Here is a 15,403-nt window from a genome sequence, read left to right on the forward strand (position 1 = left end):
GTACTAATGCCCCTGAGATCGATGAGATGAAGCGAGTCGAACAGGTAATGAGTCGCAAATGTTCACTTGTTCAAGCCATGCTGAATTGATAAATCGCTTAGGTTGGCGTAAGTCGCTAATTTTTAAATTACGAATAATAGACTGGCCCAAATAATCACCTCTGAGGGTAATGTTCAGTACTTGCTTGTCATGAGATAACGATAAAAAAGCTTTATTCCATACCGTTTCAGCACAACCTAATAAACTTTGTGTGAGCAGTTGTCCTTGACCAATCAGTAACTCATTATTGGTGTTTGAAGGTGAATACAGAATCACATCGACTTGCTGGCCCGAATCTAAAGTCACTGTTTCAATGCTAAGCGGCATGGTTGGATTGATAGAATGGCCAAATTGATTAAACCACCATAGGCTTACCAGCGACACGCTAACAACTACAATGACCACCAGTAAAGCTTGTAATGGCCGAATGACTACGCGGGCTAATTTATTGCTGGATTCTTTACGGGCACGATGATGCCTCAGCAAATAGCCTTGGCCTTTTACTGTTTCGATAAGCGTTTCATATTGTGGTCCAAGAAAAGAGCGTAAGGTAAAAATAGCCCTGGCGACTGACGCTGAACTCAAATGTGAATCGTCTTCATGACCCGACTCTAATAATGGTTTAGCAACAACTTTCCCTTGATACTCGACCAATAATGTCAGCACATGTAACTCGGCTCTGGGAAGGTGCCACACCACTCCGGTTTCCTGGTTAATTAACTCCCCTTTGTCGACACTGAACCTGCAATGTCCCAATTGCATGTAGACCGCCTCAATAATTGACCTAACTTCGACATACTGAAGTGTATGCATAAAATCTTATGAAATCTGTGATCCTTATACCTAAGCGCTTTATTCCTTAGTAAAAGTAAGTCTTTAAATGTGCAAACTGATAAATTTGCGAGCGACATCACGTCATTTCATGATTTTAAAAACACACTAAACGGCTGTAAAAATGCATAAATGTGCAAAATAGTGAGACTCACATCACAAAAGCCTATGACGTTAAGCACATTCAGCTTCAATAAATCGATGCCATAATCACTAAAAAACCTCATTTCAAGCCGCTATTTTTATCTGTCTTGAATCACATCTTTAATTACTCCATTGCTTATTGTTACCACATCAAGTTGCTAACCCATTTTTACTAGCAACTCAAAACCCCCAACACTAGAGATTGGGAATAATAAAATAACGATGAGTAAAGGGTGATTATTATGAGCATAAACAGACGTCAAGCATTGACACAAATTATTGGTTTAAGCACTGCAGCAGCTGGGGCAACGTTATTAGGCACATCTGCATTTGCTGCCACAGACGCAGATGGCAACTACCGTTTAGAACTTGGTGAAAAACTTAAATATGCGCCACTTGATGCGATGCAAACAGCAAAACTTGCCTATGAAACGGGTGGCGGTTGTATGCACCAAGTATTTCACGCCATTGTGACTATGCTAGCGGCATCTGGCAGCGTAGACGCCAGTAAGTTTGCCACTATTCCTACCGCATTAGCAGGTTATGGTTGGGCTGGCGTAGTTGGCCAAGGAACATTGTGTGGCAACCTTAATGCTGCCGGTATGTTGATTAATTTCCTTGACGATATTAATGGTCAAAACAGCGCCATTATTGGTGCATCGTTCCGTTACTACGAAACCAACGATTTACCGTTATCCTCTGCTGAGTTCATTGCGGGGATTGGCTCTACAGCTGATAAATCACTCGAAGTAGGTAAAACCTCTATTGCCAACAGCCCACTGTGCCATTCATCTATTAGTAATTGGTCTGCGGCATCTGGAAAGCCTTTTGCATTAAAAGGTGAACGTTGCAAACGCCTCTCTGCCAGCATGGCTTTTTATATTGTTGATTTACTCAATCGTGCCTATGGCGGTGAAGATATTTCAGTATTAGCAGAAGCAAAACCGTCTGTAGAAGCGCAAGCATGTCAGTCTTGTCATGGCGTTACCGAAACGATGGGCTCTGCAGCCAGCGTGAAAACAGATATGGAATGTACCACTTGTCACACAGGGCATTACAATTAAGGAGCGCATCATGAAGGTTAAATATCTTAGCGCCATATTAGCGAGTTCATTGTTAATCTTTGGCTGTAATAGCGACAATGATGACGAAGTTGTCACTGAGCCACCGGTGGTAGTTATTCCCCCTGTTGTTGTGCCACCAGTAGTCGTTGTACCGCCTGTTATTGATGGCGTGAGTATTGATGATGCCAGCACTGTGGTGGTTAAACTCGACACATTTGACTCGACCACTGGCGCACTATCATTCACCGTTGCCAATAGCGAAGGTGAAGCGCTGATTAACGTAGCCGATTACGATATTGTGTATTTTGGTTTTCCTGACCCAGCCTCACCGTCCATAAAGCCTAAGGCTTGGAAACGTTGGCATGTCACTCAAAACTATCAATGTGATAGTACAGCCACCGACAGCTGTACAGGTACATTAGAAGCGACAGATACTGCGGGAAAATATACTTTTAATGTGAGTGATCTCGACTTACAAAGTAAAGCATCGGCAAATGCTGAAATGATTTATAAGGTTGCGGTCCAAATTAAGGGCGCGCTTGCCAGTAATGAAATTGAGTTGATTGACCCTAGCAATTAATCATCATTCAGCCTCCCCCCGGCTAATGGCGAGAGAAGACCACTTGTGCTCATTAGCTTCAGGCTATTTGCCGCAGTATTACACTGCGGCTCTTTTTATCATTTTCGCAGCACGGCTTGAATATACAAAACTGGGTATGCACCGCTTAGATAAACAGTTTAACGCTGTACAGCTGTGAATATTGAAAACAAAAAAGGGTTTCAGCAGCGCTGAAACCCTTTTTTATTCAATACTTGTTGCTGATTTATTTAACGAAGCTGTTGCATTAAGTATGCGTAAACCATTGAACTTAACTCGGCAGCCTGAGTATTGTCTGCCGCGCCAGCATGGCCACCTTCAATGTTCTCAAAATACAACACATCTATGCCCATGTCTTCCATTTTCGCCACCATTTTACGCGCATGCGCTGGGTGCACACGGTCATCACGTGTTGACGTAGTAAAGAACACTTTAGGGTATTTAACCCCTTGTTTTAAGTTGTGATATGGCGAATAGGTTTTAATGTAATCCCACTCTTCTGCGATATCAGGATTACCGTATTCGCCCATCCAACTGGCACCAGCCAATAACTTGTTATATCGCTTCATGTCCAACAATGGCACCTGGCACACTACAGCGTTATACAGCTCAGGACGACGAGTAAATGCAGCACCCATTAACAAACCACCATTACTACCACCTTGAATACCAAGATGCTTGCTTGACGTAATTTTACGAGCAATTAAGTCTTCAGCAATGGCTTCAAAGTCTTCATACGCTTTATGACGATGTTGCTTTAACGCTGCTTGATGCCAGGCTGGGCCGTATTCTCCACCACCGCGAATGTTAGCCAGTACATAAACACCGCCCTGCTCTAACCAGTTTTTACCAATAGTGGCCGAATAGGCAGGTAAGCGCGATACTTCAAAACCGCCATAACCATAAAGTAATGTTGGGTTACTGCTATCGAGTTTAATGTCTTTAGCCATCACTACAAAATAAGGCACTTTTGTGCCGTCTTTTGACGTCACAAAGTACTGTTTTGTGACAAACTTATCGGCGCTAAATTGTTGCGGCATTGCTTTAATTTTATCGGCTTTTAAGCTGGCACCATTTAAGCGATATAAACTGGCTGGTTCTAAAAAGCTGGTGTAATTAACAAAAAAATCATCACTATCACGTTCAACATCAAACACACTTAAGGTGCCATTGGCTTCAAATGGCACAGATTTGCTTTGCCACTCACCTTTATCGTTTTGCATGTATCGTACAAGTTTGCTTTTTACATCATCCAGCCAAGTGACAAAAATGGCATTCTGGCTAAATGCGACTTGTGAAATAGAAGCATGCTTCGTTGGCGATACCAGTTCACTAAACTCAGTTTTTTGCGCAATGAGTTTATCAACAGGTGTATAAACAATGGCGCCTTGTTTGAAAGTCCCTTTGGGGGTAACTAAATCGCTTTTTAGCTCGATATATAGCTGACCTTTAAAGTAACCTTTTAAATCGGCATCTTCAGGAATAGGCAGCGACACTAACTTACTATCTTGATAAACATAATGTTTAGCGGTGTAGAAGGTTAAACTTTCGGTGACGATATTCAGCGGTGTTTTATCATCAAACATCACATAACCCGACACGGCAACGGAGGCTTTATCGCCTCTAAACACTAATTTGGCTGCAGACAACGGTGTGCCACGTTTCCACAATTTAACCACGCTTGGATAGCCTGAATCCGTCATGCTTTGTGCATCACCAAAATCAGTTCCGACAAACACGGTATCTTTATCAATCCAGCTTAGCATTGACTTAGCTTCAGCCAATACGAATGGCTTTTGGGTGCTGTCAACAAACGCTTTTGCGGTTAAATTAAATTCACGCACCTCAGCGGCATCTGCCCCCCCACGTGACAACGACACAAAGCAGCGCTCGTTCTGTGGATATTGGCATTCAATGCCCTTAAATACCCAATTAACCCCCTCGGCTTTGCCAAGGGCATCGATATCAAGCACGGTTTCCCAGTTGGGTTCAGCCTTAGTATATTCCGCCAGTGTGGTACGACGATAAATCCCACGCTCGTGGGTTTCGTCTTTCCAAAAATTATACAAATAATCGCCAATACGAGTGGCATAAGGAATACGCGCTTTATCGTTTAAAATCTCTAGACTGTTTGACACCAAGTTATCAAAGCCTGAGTAAGCCTTAATGTGAGTTGCAGATACGGCATTTTGCTGCTTAACCCACTCCATAGGTTTGGCGCCTTCAACATCTTCTAACCAAATATATTTGTCTTCTTCTGCATTAACTGGTGTTGCCATTGTCATCGCACTCGCTATACATAGGGGTATGATTCGCTTAAGCATTAAAAATTTCCTTTTTGTTATTTGCTTGCGGCATTTTACTAGCATGCATCTACTTTATAGGATCCATGTAGATGTTCAATCGATAAGGAGAGCAAACTGTAACAGGCAAGCCCCATAACAGAGCAAATTATTGCTAGATTATCATGCCAATTTGGTCGACTAAGCAGGTATAATGTCGCGCTAAACATTGTTCTACCCATTCAAACAAATAAATACAGGCACCAACATGGCCAAAACCGCAGCAGCATTACATATATTAGTTAAACATCAGACTCAGGCTGAAGACATCATCAAGCAGCTTAATAATGGTGCTAAATTTGATGTATTAGCCAAAAAGCACTCTAGCTGTCCTTCGGCCAAAAGCGGCGGTAATTTGGGCGAGTTTAAAAAGGGTCAAATGGTGCCACCATTCGATAAAGTCTGTTTCAACGGCGAGCTCATTACGCCGCACCTCGTCAAAACTAAATTTGGCTGGCATGTGGTGAAGGTACTTTATCGCACCTAGCAATAGTCGGTCTGAGGAATAGCGCGTCGACAATAGTCGCGCTTAGAATCAATCACACATAAGATGAATGAGTCCAGAGCAGTCTAGCGATAAGATAAGAGGTGAACGGTTTTCATCCGTGATATTTCAAGGCGAAAGTGGGCTTGATATCAACGCCCACTTTTCAAAACACCCACGACTTACAATATTTACTTGCGCAGTTTGATCGACAACTCGCCATCACGAATTTGAATATCATCTACACCATCAGCAAAAGCATTCCAAAAGCCACGATCGCCAAACTCACCGACCAAATTGACGTTTTTCATATTTCCTAGCCACGCATTCGGAATAGGCACGCCCATTAAGCTCACGCCAACTAGCGCCACAACTGGGCGACGATTAGCATCAAGATGAATATCAAGCCCAGTATTCACGCGTAAAATCTCCCCAGCCATAATCGGAAAGTCGTCTGGGATCGGGATCAGCATTTTGGCACTGGCTAAGTTATCAGAAAAATCAATCGCTACACGCCGAGCAAAATCAGGATTACGGCCAATCATCGAATTCACTTCTTTCTCACTAAATGTCACTTGCCGATCAGCGTCAAACTCACGATACGCTTCAGGGGTTAACTCATCACTATTTTCACTAGCACTATCAGCTGCACGGGAATCACCACTTGATGCTGTAACCGTTGAGCGAGGTTCAACTTGCCAACCTAACCGAGTCAGTTTTTGATCCAATTGTTGCTCTTCTTTAGCGTTTAAGCTGACTGGGGTAAGCGGTGACGGAAAGATATAAGTGCGGATAATAAAAAATGTCAGCCCTGCTGTAACAAGCATCGTTGCTGCAATAATCAGTAACAGTTTGGCTCCAGAGGCTCCACGTTGCAGACTGAGTGGTGGTGATCCATTGATTGATAAAGCTCGCATGCTCTTCCTTCACTGATGTTTTTGATGATTTCATAGTACTGGCGGCTGATTGTAAAGGACAGTAAAACTCGTCATTAAGTCAACTTGTGCTGACATTTTCGGTGAGTATTTAGCTAAAAGCTTAAGGGATCCTACCTCGTTGATGGCTCGGTATTAATCCAAGGAAATCGTATTAACCAAACAACCAAGCTCCACCTTTAACCAACAGACAAAGTCCTGCACCCATCATAAATAAATAGCCAAAAATAAAACCAACGGCGCCACTAGAAGGACCGGTCCCATCTAAGCGAATAATCATTCCACTGATATAAAGCAAGATAAAAAAGTTTAGCATCATACTCAACATAAAATAGTCGCCCATGACGGGAAGCGCGCCACCGATAACACTACAAATGAGTAGCAAAAAGTCGCTAAATTTTTCTTTGGTTATATATTTTTTCTCTAAGACTCGGACAAAAAACACCACCAACATAATCACTAAATAAAGCAGTGAAATTGATAATGCGGAGTACATTCCTTGTTGTATTGTTACCGCAGTAACGTCTGGTGTTACAGCGATGTCTGGACTTGAGTCTGTAAACAAACCTGCAATAAAATGACCTATGCCGAATATTATCAACCACGCAATACCGAATGAGATGAGATCATCACGAACAATAGGATGGCTTGCCTTATGGTTAACCATTTTGGCCAATAGCAGACCGAATAACGTGACTGCAGCCAGTAAACTTAACGCATACCAATATTGGTCTAGATAGAAGAAAGCAAAGCTGGGGGGAATAACTAAAAAAGATTGATAAAACTCGTTTTTTTTCGTTGTCAGACCGGTATCTTTATAAAATGCCAAATACACAATTAACGGTTGAGAAATAACAACGGCAATACAAAGGGTAACAATATCCATATAAAACATCCGTGTAGTTAAACAAAACATACAGCACCATGCCATACCGGGCTTAGTATAAACGCCAATATTGTAAACTCAATCAATAATTCATCGCCGTTAATATAGGCATGATGAACTATCACTATAATCCCTCAACTCAACACCAAGCAGGCATGAATAAGCCTATGAATTATTACAGATCTTTATTCATGTAGTTATTTCAAGTAGTTGATATTTTGTAGAGTAATAAGACAGAGCAATTAAGATAGAGTCATGAAGCATAGAGACGAGACTGAATCACTAGACTGACGTTAATCGTGGCGGCTGCTCAGAGGCCTTAAACATTACATCAATCATATCGACAGTTATCATGAATAGATAATGAGGCTTGCACCAGTGTTGTGAAAACGTGATAAAATCACAACTTAGTCCATTAACATTACAAGGTATAGCAATGAACCCGATTCTTGCCATCTTCAAAGAACACAATATCAGTGACGTACAAATTAATGAGTTGTTCCAGACGTTAACTGAAAACCCATTCGCAGCAATGGCAACTATTGGTCAATTAGGTATTCCTGCAGAAAAGCTACAACAGTTGATGGGCATGGTGATGCAAAACCCAGCCTTAATCAAAGAAGCAGTTGAAGAGTTAGGACTAGATTTTTCTAAAGTTGAAGCAGCAAAAGCGCAGCTACAACCATAAGTACTAAGCCATTAAAAATGCACAAACAACAACGGCCAGTATCTTAAGATGCTGGCCGTTTTTGATTTATCCGATCACGACTGCTATTGATTACCTTCAAAGCCTGCTAACCAGGTTTTGAATAATTGGTTAAGCTCGGGCTGTTCAATGTCAGAAAGATTTGCCACCAGTTGGTGTTGAACCTTTACATGCTCCTCAATCGCTTCATCTATTGTGGCAAGACCTTTGTTAGTCAAAGCTACCGATACACTGCGCCTGTCTTCAGTGCTGTGTACACGGGCAATTAAGTCTTTAGATTCAAGCTTGTCTAAACGATTTGTCATCGCGCCAGACGTTAACATCATCGACGATAATAATTTCGAAGGGGTTAAGGTGTAAGGTTTACCATTACGTCTTAATGTCGCCAGCACATCAAACTCACCCATGGTCAGGTCAAACTGCTTATGACAAGTTGATATTTCAGCCTCAATATGTTTTTGCAAACGCAAAAAACGCCCAAGAATCGCCATTGGCTCGGTATCTAAATGCGGCTTTTGTTCGCCCCATTGCGCTACGACTCTATCAATATCCTCCATACCTCACCCTTATCATTTTGGACTCAAAACATAACTTAAAAACTTAACGTAAAGATACTTCATAAAAAGGTACTTTACAAAAATAACTTATCAGTCCAGAATTAGCACTTATCTTTACATGAAGATATTTAATATAAAGGTAGTTTATGAATATTTTACTGGCCATGATCCCTGCATTTTTTTGGGGTACCACCTATGCGATGACCCAACTTACTTTGCCAGACTGGCCACCATTATTACTCGGCGCCCTCCGTGCGCTGCCTGCAGGTCTGATTCTACTGGCGATTAAACCAAGCCTACCGCAAAAAACCGACTGGTCTATTTTAATTAAACTCGGTGCCATTAACATTGCGGTGTTTTTCAGTTTGATTTTTATCATGGCACTGACGCTGCCATCGGCTATTTCTGGTATCGGGATGATTTCAGTGCCGGTATTTGCGATGTTATTTCATTGGGTAGTCAGTAAAAAACGTCCTAATTTACTACAAGCACTGTCTGGCGCGGTGTTAATTGGCTTAGCTTGGATGCTGTTTGACCCAAGCTCCATTAGCTTAAATCCCATAGGATTAGTCGCAATGTTTGCCGCAATCAGCTGCATTATTATCGGCAGCACAATGACCAAAGCGTTAGGGTCGCGCATTCATTGGTGGACGATACTCACCTGGCAATTGATTATCGGCGGCACATTACTATTGGTTGTTGCGGGTATTCAGGCACTCTTTACGCCACAGCAATATATCGATGTGGTCAGCCAGTTTAGCCTGACTAATGGCTTTGGTATAAGCTGGATAATCTTGCTCAATACCGTACTGGGTTACAGTATGTATGTGTGGTTACTGCAACGTATGTCTGTGGTCGACTTCACATTTGGCGGCATTGCCAATCCGATAGCGGGCATCGTCTGTGGCCTAGTATTAATAGGCGAATCATACACTCCACACCAATATTTATTAATGAGCGGGATGATTTTAGCCTCTATCGCGCCAACATTAATTCAGCTACTGCGCCCAAAAAAGCTCAGTACTACCGCGAGCGATTAACTGAGCCTATGGGCGAGTCATTGAGCTAATAACTAAAGCAGAGCTCTTAACTGATTGAGCGCATCGACAGAGAAGCCTTGGTCATAAAAGTAAATGACTTTACCTTGCGCATTGAGCAACACGACTCGAGTATTATTTGGATTTTCATTACCGGTAAAGGCTTGTACTTGGTCGCCATCTTTATAGATGGTGACCACGCCTTTCCATAATGGCTTGGGTATGCCTGCACGCATGCCATTATTAATCAGAGGGCTGAACATTCTAGGAAACAATCCCTGAATAGTCGGAACTTCATATACCGACACTTGAGTTTGAGTCATGTCTAAGCCAATCAACCAGCGATCAATATCAAACTGTGAATCTTGCTTGTAACCAATCAACAACAGCGACAATTTACCTTGTAAATCCTCAGGTAAAGCCATCGACTCGTTTTCAAGTGTTTGACCTGTTACCGATGGAAAATCTTGCCCTGTAATAGACTGATTGGGATAACTGGTGCTACAAGCACTCAGCAGTAAAGCGGCAATAATCATTAAAAAACGCATCTGTAATCCTTGTTTATAAATATCCGATTCTTTTATACGCAGCCAAATGGCAAAAGGATTGCTTGTTGCCAAATTCAAATAATAATTCACAGCATTAAAAAGCTAATGTGATTACTGTACCCTCATTTTACCCAAAGCAAAATACCATAAGCATCTCATTAGCTAGCTATTCTCTAGCTGCCATTCCTCGATGGCTTCTTTAGCAGCCCGAAAAGCCTCAATACCAGACGGCATGCCGCAATAAACGGTTGAATGCAGCAATACTTCCTGAATTTCTTCAATAGAACATCCATTACGTAATGCCCCTCGAACATGGCCCTTTAATTCAGTTGGCGCCTTTAATGCTGCCAATGTTGCAATAGTGATTAGGCTGCGCGTTTGCTTAGAAATAACATCACGCACCCAGACTTCACCCCAACAATTTGCAGTGACTAACGCTTGCAATGGTTGAGTAAAATCACTGACATTACTAAGCGCTTTATCGACATAAGCGTCCCCCATCACCTGGCGACGTACCTCAAGCCCTTTTTGGTATTGTTCATCATTCATCGGTGGCCCCTCTATTTTCACTTTTGGTCAATTCATTAAAAATAATCCTGCCTATATACACGTTAAACTTAATCTTAAATAACACCACGCTTTTGTTGTAGCCAGTTGATAATTTGCCTAAGTCGATATCAATTCAGTTTTTACCTTAGCAGGTAAGCGTAGCGGATATATTTTATGACTCTATCTATAAACTCAATCAAATTACTGGCTAAAACACTGTAGTTATAGGTATTATGTTACTGATTTAAAAGCATGATTCTACATCATGATTTTTATTAACTTAATGACTATCAAGGATATGGTATCGCCATGGAAAGAGGCACGTTAGTTCGTTGGAACACCGAAAAAGGCTTTGGTTTTATCAAGCCAGATACCGGTGATAATCAAGATGTCTTTATTCACATCTCAACCCTAAAGCACATGGCCAGAAAGCCTATTGTTGGCGATGAGATACTATTTCATCGCGAGAACCAACCCGATGGCAAAGTCAAAGCCGTAAAAGCCAGTATTGAAGGCGTGGCTGTTATGTCTAACACAACCCGTCCAGCTTCTCACACTGGTCAACATCATCGAAACAACCCATCTCATCAAGACGAAAACTACCGTTCAAGCCCCGTGCTTGGCCGCGTAATCATGCTTATTATCCTGCTTGGGGTTGGTATTTTCGGTTATAAACAATATCAAAAAATGACCGCTACGCCAGTGCTGACCAATGAGAATGTTGAACAGATGGAGTGGACACCAACCGTATCAAAACCAAGCTCAATCAATCTACAACCACAGTTCAGATGCGAAGCCGGTAAAACACACTGCAGCCAAATGCGCTCATGTGCAGAAGCAACCTTTTACACCCGCAACTGTCCAGGAACTGAAATGGATGGTGATGGGGACGGAGTCCCATGTGAAAGGCAGTTCTGTAATTAAACATTAAGGAATAAGTCATAGAAAGCAGGTTCTGGCTAACAGCCGCTTGCTTGGGCACGAGAGTGCTAAATCCTAGACCCTAGGTATGGGTCTTTAGATTCTAGGCTTGAGATATAAGGTTCTGGCTAGTCTTTATCTATGTGTCACAGGTGACTATCGTTATTTTTTCGCCTGCTTTCGATACTGGCTTGGGGTCATATTTTTGCAGCGTTTAAAGCTGTGACTAAAATTAGCCCCATCACTAAAACCAAGGCGTTCGGCTATTTCATCAAGTTGCATCGGCGTTAATAATAACGCTTCGGCTATGCCAAAACGCACATCGTCACGCACCTGGCGCCAACTGGTTTGTTCTAGTGTTAGTTGACGATGTAAAGTGCGAGTCGTTCGAGCCAAATGCTGGGCGATATCTTCCATTGATGCTGCTAAGCCTAAGTGTACTAAGGTGTCTTTGACCAATTTAGCAACAGGTTTCCAGTTTTGCTTTTGTTGCAGTAGCTGGTTGCATTGCGCCTCACATAATCTGGCGGTGGCTTCATTGGCTTTTAATAATGGCAGATCTAATAGCGGTGCTAATCCAGTAAAACCGTTATAACTAGCATTGAATTGGATCTCAGCACCCAGTTTTTGCTTTATACCTTCGAGTGACAAGCCTGCGGGCTGAGGCGACGTAAACTGCAATTTTATCGGTAAGTCGTTACTTTCAAATACTTCTCGTTGGATCATCGCAGCGCCCAACATGTCTCTAACTAACACCAGTTCACCTAACTCACCAGGAATGTCGCATGAGAACCTTAGAGATAAATCATCTTTAAGCTCAGTTAATGTTATCTGTGAAAAAACATAGGTTAAATCTAGATAACGTAAGCCTAATTCAATCGCCTTTCTCGCAGTACTGCTCGCCAATAGAGCATAACCCATGATGCCATAACTGGTCAGGTGATAACGGCAACCCAGCTCCATTCCGACCTTAAATGGGCATGAAGTATTGAGCATGAGGTTATTTAACACCTGTAATTCTTGTTTTCCTTCAACCAGTTGCTCGTGATCGGTTAATTGGGCCTCCACCAAACCAGACCCTTGCAGCAGTTTATCTTGCTCAATGCCCTGCTCAATGCCATAGGACACAATAATTTGCACACTGGTAATGCTGCGAAATGTCATAACTTAAGGCTGCCATGTCTTAAAATCACAAATATACGTCCCTTTAGCGCGTAGATCAATGAACAATAGTTTCCTATGCTGGATAGATAATACAATTTATTAACAACGTTTGAATGATCCGTTATCCAGAAAGAATGCTCAACGTAACAAGTAAAAATAGCGATGACGAATAACAAAAGCTAACAACAACCAAGCACGTTAATAAATAACCATAACAAGAATAGAGGGCATCATGACCCAAGTTAAACGAAATCCTACTGTGGTGATCATTGGTGCAGGTATGACGGGCATCTTAATGGACATTAAACTGCGCCAAGCTGGCATCACCGATATTGTAGTACTGGAGAAAAAAGACTGCGTGGGCGGAACGTGGCGAGAAAATACCTACCCTGGAGCGGCCTGCGATGTACCCGCTCACATGTATACCTATTCATTTGAACCTAATCCAAATTGGAGCCGTTTTTTTGCCCATGGACCAGAGATTAAACAATATTTTGAGCGCGTGGCAGATAAATATGATGTTAAACGAGACATACGCTTTAACGAAGCCGTTACCGATGCACAATATGCCAATGGTAAATGGACGGTAAAAACCAGCCAACAGCAAACCTACATCGCTGATTTTATTGTGTGCGCCACGGGCATTTTGCACCATCCACAATTTCCAGACATTCCTGGATTAAAAGATTTTAAAGGCACAACATTCCATACTGCTCGATGGAATCATGACGTCGACATATCCGCCTCAACCCGGGTTGGAGTTATCGGTACTGGGTCAACGGCCGCACAAGCCATACCCGAACTGATTAAAACCGGTGCTAAGGTTTCAGTTTTTCAGCGCACACCACAATGGCTAATGCATCTGCCCGATTTTACCTTTTCAAAAACCAGCCGAAAGTTAATGGCTCGCTTTCCCATCATCACCAAAATTCATCGCAATATGGGCAAGTTTTTTCTAGAACATTTTTTTACCAAAGCAGTCACGGGACACTTTATCCAAAAGCATGCGTTAAATTTTTTGTGTAAAGCCAACTTACAATTAAGCATTAAAGACCAAACCTTACGCGAAAAACTGCGACCTCATTATCAAGTAGGCTGCAAACGGGTCATTATCAACACCACCTTTTATAAAGGCATTCAAAAACCCAATGCTGAGTTAATAACAGAAGGCATTGAGCGCATAACTGAAACAGGCATTATCACTAAAGACGGTAAACATCACGACCTCGATGTATTGGTATTATCGACCGGTTTTAATGCATTTAATTTTATGCGCCCCATGAATCTCATTGGGCGTAACAATTTGCACATTGATAAAGCCTGGGCTCATAAAATCAAAGCATATCGATCAATGTTACTTAGCGATTACCCTAACTTTTTTTTAATGCTCGGCCCTAACACACCTATTGGTAACTTCTCCGTTATCGCCATGAGCGAGGTTCAAACTGACTACGTTATTAAACTGATCGATAAATGGCGTGAGCATGAATTTGATGAGTTTGAAGCCAAGCAACAAGCCATTGACGACTTTAATGCCTACGTAAAGGAAGGGTTAAAAGACACTAGCTGGGTTGGAGGATGCCAAAGTTGGTATTTAGATGCCGATGGCGACCCAATTTTATGGCCCTACACTTGGCAGCGATGGGTTGATGAAATGAAACAGCCGCAGATGGAACACCTTAATACCCGATCATTTTAGTTGGCTTAGCCACCTTTTCACCCTTACATATCCACCCGTATTGATTCACTCGTGCTGATTGACTCATACTAGAAACAACCAGGTTTATGATGAATAAAAATACTATATTTATTACCGGCGCAGCTTCCGGCATTGGCTTAGCGACGGCAAAACACTTTCACAAAAAGGGCTACTGGGTCGGTATGGCCGACATCAATTTGGCGCAATTAACACAAGCCACCGATATATGGGATAGAACTCGAATAAGGTTGTTTCAACTGGATGTCAGTGATTTTTCACAAGTACAACACGCTATGGCTAAATTTTGTGCTGAACATAATAACTGCCTGGCCATATTAGTTAATAATGCCGGCATATTGAACATAGGCTCCTTTGAAGAAATCCCTATCGAACAACATCAGCGCACATTAAGTGTCAATGTCATTGGAGTAATGAACCTATGCCATGCTGCATGGCCCTATTTAAAAAATTCCGGCACAAGTACTATTATCAATATGTCATCAGCCAGCAGCGATTATGGTGTACCAGAATTAGCCAGCTATTCGGCCAGTAAGTTTGCCGTAAAAGCACTGACCGAGGCGCTGGAACTTGAGTGGAAAAAGTATGGCATCAGCGTATGCGATGTTATGCCGCCCTTTGTGGCAACCAATATGCTGAAGGCACAGAAAAACAGCGCCAAAGTCATGCAACGACTCGGCGTGAACATCACCGCTGAACACGTGGTCGCAGTGATAGATAAACAAGTGAAACACCCTAAAACCCATAGAACGGTCAGTGTTTTTTATGGCCTATTACATAGATTAAGTAACGTATCACCGGCATTTATCAATCGCCTAGCGATGAAGTGGCTAAGTCGATAAAACATGCGGTTCTAATCAGTTAACAATAATAAAAGGCCA

16 protein-coding genes are annotated in these 15,403 nt (G+C 42.2%); 8 read left to right on the plus strand and 8 right to left on the minus strand.

What is annotated here, in order from left to right; all coding sequences use genetic code 11:
- Positions 1-3: 3 nt before the first annotated feature.
- Positions 4-801 (minus strand): winged helix-turn-helix domain-containing protein, encoded by a 798-nt coding sequence (locus tag AAEY98_RS07370; protein WP_351016047.1) that lies wholly within the window; start codon positions 799-801, stop codon positions 4-6.
- A 455-nt stretch (positions 802-1,256) separates the two neighbouring features.
- Here AAEY98_RS07370 and AAEY98_RS07375 point away from each other — a divergent pair, with 455 nt between their 5' ends.
- Positions 1,257-2,078: a cytochrome c3 family protein gene (locus tag AAEY98_RS07375; protein ID WP_162023987.1), complete on the plus strand. Its 822-nt coding sequence runs from the start codon at positions 1,257-1,259 to the stop codon at positions 2,076-2,078.
- Between the two features lie 10 nt (positions 2,079-2,088).
- Entirely contained in the window at positions 2,089-2,658 is a 570-nt protein-coding gene (locus AAEY98_RS07380; RefSeq protein ID WP_351016050.1) for a hypothetical protein, read from the plus strand.
- Positions 2,659-2,906: 248 nt separating this feature from the next.
- On the opposite strand, the gene AAEY98_RS07385 is transcribed toward AAEY98_RS07380, so the two are convergent.
- Entirely contained in the window at positions 2,907-5,000 is a 2,094-nt protein-coding gene (locus AAEY98_RS07385) for a prolyl oligopeptidase family serine peptidase (RefSeq protein ID WP_351016053.1), read from the minus strand.
- A 226-nt stretch (positions 5,001-5,226) separates the two neighbouring features.
- Here AAEY98_RS07385 and AAEY98_RS07390 point away from each other — a divergent pair, with 226 nt between their 5' ends.
- Complete coding sequence (locus AAEY98_RS07390) at positions 5,227-5,505, plus strand: peptidylprolyl isomerase (protein WP_011639051.1); 279 nt, start codon at positions 5,227-5,229, stop codon at positions 5,503-5,505.
- A gap of 188 nt (positions 5,506-5,693) precedes the next feature.
- Here the strand turns inward: AAEY98_RS07390 and AAEY98_RS07395 are convergent, their stop codons facing one another.
- Both AAEY98_RS07395 and AAEY98_RS07400 read right to left on the minus strand, forming a co-directional pair.
- On the minus strand, positions 5,694-6,419 hold the full coding sequence (locus AAEY98_RS07395) for an arginine N-succinyltransferase (protein WP_351016056.1): 726 nt from the start codon (positions 6,417-6,419) through the stop codon (positions 5,694-5,696).
- A gap of 172 nt (positions 6,420-6,591) precedes the next feature.
- Complete coding sequence (locus AAEY98_RS07400; protein ID WP_351016059.1) at positions 6,592-7,323, minus strand: hypothetical protein; 732 nt, start codon at positions 7,321-7,323, stop codon at positions 6,592-6,594.
- Between the two features lie 436 nt (positions 7,324-7,759).
- On the opposite strand from AAEY98_RS07400, the gene AAEY98_RS07405 reads away from it, so the two are divergent.
- Positions 7,760-8,011: a DUF2999 family protein gene (locus AAEY98_RS07405; protein ID WP_101085033.1), complete on the plus strand. Its 252-nt coding sequence runs from the start codon at positions 7,760-7,762 to the stop codon at positions 8,009-8,011.
- Between the two features lie 83 nt (positions 8,012-8,094).
- Here the strand turns inward: AAEY98_RS07405 and AAEY98_RS07410 are convergent, their stop codons facing one another.
- Positions 8,095-8,586 (minus strand): MarR family winged helix-turn-helix transcriptional regulator, encoded by a 492-nt coding sequence (locus tag AAEY98_RS07410; RefSeq protein ID WP_351008434.1) that lies wholly within the window; start codon positions 8,584-8,586, stop codon positions 8,095-8,097.
- 146 nt (positions 8,587-8,732) lie between these two features.
- Between AAEY98_RS07410 and AAEY98_RS07415 the strand changes: the two genes are divergently transcribed.
- On the plus strand, positions 8,733-9,626 hold the full coding sequence (locus AAEY98_RS07415; protein ID WP_351016062.1) for a DMT family transporter: 894 nt from the start codon (positions 8,733-8,735) through the stop codon (positions 9,624-9,626).
- A gap of 32 nt (positions 9,627-9,658) precedes the next feature.
- On the opposite strand, the gene AAEY98_RS07420 is transcribed toward AAEY98_RS07415, so the two are convergent.
- Together AAEY98_RS07420 and AAEY98_RS07425 are read right to left on the minus strand one after the other, a co-directional pair.
- Positions 9,659-10,171 (minus strand): hypothetical protein, encoded by a 513-nt coding sequence (locus AAEY98_RS07420; RefSeq protein ID WP_351016065.1) that lies wholly within the window; start codon positions 10,169-10,171, stop codon positions 9,659-9,661.
- A 162-nt stretch (positions 10,172-10,333) separates the two neighbouring features.
- Positions 10,334-10,720: a carboxymuconolactone decarboxylase family protein gene (locus AAEY98_RS07425; protein ID WP_350997449.1), complete on the minus strand. Its 387-nt coding sequence runs from the start codon at positions 10,718-10,720 to the stop codon at positions 10,334-10,336.
- Between the two features lie 309 nt (positions 10,721-11,029).
- Between AAEY98_RS07425 and AAEY98_RS07430 the strand changes: the two genes are divergently transcribed.
- Positions 11,030-11,644 (plus strand): excalibur calcium-binding domain-containing protein, encoded by a 615-nt coding sequence (locus tag AAEY98_RS07430; protein WP_351008442.1) that lies wholly within the window; start codon positions 11,030-11,032, stop codon positions 11,642-11,644.
- 159 nt (positions 11,645-11,803) lie between these two features.
- Here the strand turns inward: AAEY98_RS07430 and AAEY98_RS07435 are convergent, their stop codons facing one another.
- Positions 11,804-12,805 carry an AraC family transcriptional regulator gene (locus AAEY98_RS07435; protein WP_351016068.1) on the minus strand — a complete coding sequence of 334 codons (1,002 nt, stop codon included), beginning with the start codon at positions 12,803-12,805 and terminating at the stop codon, positions 11,804-11,806.
- Positions 12,806-13,037: 232 nt separating this feature from the next.
- On the opposite strand from AAEY98_RS07435, the gene AAEY98_RS07440 reads away from it, so the two are divergent.
- Together AAEY98_RS07440 and AAEY98_RS07445 are read left to right on the plus strand one after the other, a co-directional pair.
- Positions 13,038-14,504 carry a flavin-containing monooxygenase gene (locus AAEY98_RS07440; protein ID WP_351016071.1) on the plus strand — a complete coding sequence of 489 codons (1,467 nt, stop codon included), beginning with the start codon at positions 13,038-13,040 and terminating at the stop codon, positions 14,502-14,504.
- Positions 14,505-14,590: 86 nt separating this feature from the next.
- Positions 14,591-15,364: an SDR family oxidoreductase gene (locus AAEY98_RS07445; RefSeq protein WP_351016074.1), complete on the plus strand. Its 774-nt coding sequence runs from the start codon at positions 14,591-14,593 to the stop codon at positions 15,362-15,364.
- Positions 15,365-15,403: the final 39 nt, after the last annotated feature.

It is taken from the genome of Shewanella sp. AC91-MNA-CIBAN-0169, from assembly GCF_040310165.1.
GTDB lineage: Bacteria > Pseudomonadota > Gammaproteobacteria > Enterobacterales > Shewanellaceae > Shewanella.

Bases quoted from the DNA above. Each gene is read 5' to 3' on its own strand.
- AAEY98_RS07370 (WP_351016047.1), bottom strand. From the start codon at position 801: ATGCAATTGGGACATTGCAGGTTCAGTGTCGACAAAGGGGAGTTAATT.
- AAEY98_RS07375 (WP_162023987.1), top strand. From the start codon at position 1,257: ATGAGCATAAACAGACGTCAAGCATTGACACAAATTATTGGTTTAAGC.
- AAEY98_RS07380 (WP_351016050.1), top strand. From the start codon at position 2,089: ATGAAGGTTAAATATCTTAGCGCCATATTAGCGAGTTCATTGTTAATC.
- AAEY98_RS07385 (WP_351016053.1), bottom strand. From the start codon at position 5,000: ATGCTTAAGCGAATCATACCCCTATGTATAGCGAGTGCGATGACAATG.
- AAEY98_RS07390 (WP_011639051.1), top strand. From the start codon at position 5,227: ATGGCCAAAACCGCAGCAGCATTACATATATTAGTTAAACATCAGACT.
- AAEY98_RS07395 (WP_351016056.1), bottom strand. From the start codon at position 6,419: ATGCGAGCTTTATCAATCAATGGATCACCACCACTCAGTCTGCAACGT.
- AAEY98_RS07400 (WP_351016059.1), bottom strand. From the start codon at position 7,323: ATGGATATTGTTACCCTTTGTATTGCCGTTGTTATTTCTCAACCGTTA.
- AAEY98_RS07405 (WP_101085033.1), top strand. From the start codon at position 7,760: ATGAACCCGATTCTTGCCATCTTCAAAGAACACAATATCAGTGACGTA.
- AAEY98_RS07410 (WP_351008434.1), bottom strand. From the start codon at position 8,586: ATGGAGGATATTGATAGAGTCGTAGCGCAATGGGGCGAACAAAAGCCG.
- AAEY98_RS07415 (WP_351016062.1), top strand. From the start codon at position 8,733: ATGAATATTTTACTGGCCATGATCCCTGCATTTTTTTGGGGTACCACC.
- AAEY98_RS07420 (WP_351016065.1), bottom strand. From the start codon at position 10,171: ATGCGTTTTTTAATGATTATTGCCGCTTTACTGCTGAGTGCTTGTAGC.
- AAEY98_RS07425 (WP_350997449.1), bottom strand. From the start codon at position 10,720: ATGAATGATGAACAATACCAAAAAGGGCTTGAGGTACGTCGCCAGGTG.
- AAEY98_RS07430 (WP_351008442.1), top strand. From the start codon at position 11,030: ATGGAAAGAGGCACGTTAGTTCGTTGGAACACCGAAAAAGGCTTTGGT.
- AAEY98_RS07435 (WP_351016068.1), bottom strand. From the start codon at position 12,805: ATGACATTTCGCAGCATTACCAGTGTGCAAATTATTGTGTCCTATGGC.
- AAEY98_RS07440 (WP_351016071.1), top strand. From the start codon at position 13,038: ATGACCCAAGTTAAACGAAATCCTACTGTGGTGATCATTGGTGCAGGT.
- AAEY98_RS07445 (WP_351016074.1), top strand. From the start codon at position 14,591: ATGATGAATAAAAATACTATATTTATTACCGGCGCAGCTTCCGGCATT.